Below are 253 nucleotides of genomic sequence, written 5' to 3' on the forward strand. Positions count from 1 at the left end.
CGTCGTATTCCGGGTTGGTGACTTCCACGTCCTCGCCCAGGCGCAGGCGCAGGCCGAATTTCTCGATGCGCGACAGCAGCACGGCGGGACGGCCCACCAGGATGGGACGCGCCAGGCCTTCGTCGACGATGACCTGCACCGCGCGCAGCACGCGCTCATCTTCGCCTTCGGTGAAGACGATGCGGGATTTTCCGCCGCCGCGCACGATGCGCTTGGCCGCCGAGAACAGCGGCTTCATGAAGGCGCCCGAGTG

At 67.6% G+C, this 253-nt stretch carries 1 protein-coding gene; it reads right to left on the bottom strand.

Going from position 1 to position 253, the window contains the following annotated elements:
- A partial coding sequence (locus KDH83_RS32330; protein WP_249205495.1) for a phosphate acyltransferase occupies window positions 1-253 on the bottom strand: 253 nt, incomplete at both ends.

Source organism: Achromobacter sp. Marseille-Q0513, from assembly GCF_018195695.1.
In the GTDB taxonomy this organism is placed as follows: Bacteria; Pseudomonadota; Gammaproteobacteria; order Burkholderiales; family Burkholderiaceae_B; genus Achromobacter.